Raw genomic sequence first — 343 nt, forward strand, 5'->3', positions numbered from 1 at the left:
GGGCGGCATGAGCTTTGCCGAGGCGCACCGGCGCCGCGACGAGCCCGAGCAGATTTCCCCGGGCTCGTTGCGGCCCGTGGGCAAGCTGGATACATCCCAGATGGACAAGGGCAGCCCGTTGTACCGGATGCACCTGGCGCAGGAGCAGGCCCATATGCGCGACCTGGAGATTGCGCTGGCGCAGGACAGGGAGCGGTTCAAGAACGAGCCGAGTCCTCAAAGGACACCGCAGCCTTCGGTGGAGCGTACGCAGGCCCGTACGCAAGGGCATCTGCCGGACGAGGCGCCTGTGCAGAAGCAGCCCGCACCGCCTGTACCCGAAGTGCAGGCGTTGGCGCCAATT

At 67.1% G+C, this 343-nt stretch carries 1 protein-coding gene; it reads left to right on the forward strand.

The genetic code is table 11. The features are described from left to right. The coding region (locus tag EJI00_RS25225; RefSeq protein ID WP_185868227.1) for a hypothetical protein at positions 1-343 on the forward strand (343 nt) is incomplete at both ends.

The sequence above is a fragment of the Variovorax sp. DXTD-1 genome, assembly GCF_003984625.1.
Taxonomy (GTDB): Bacteria; Pseudomonadota; Gammaproteobacteria; order Burkholderiales; family Burkholderiaceae_C; genus Variovorax.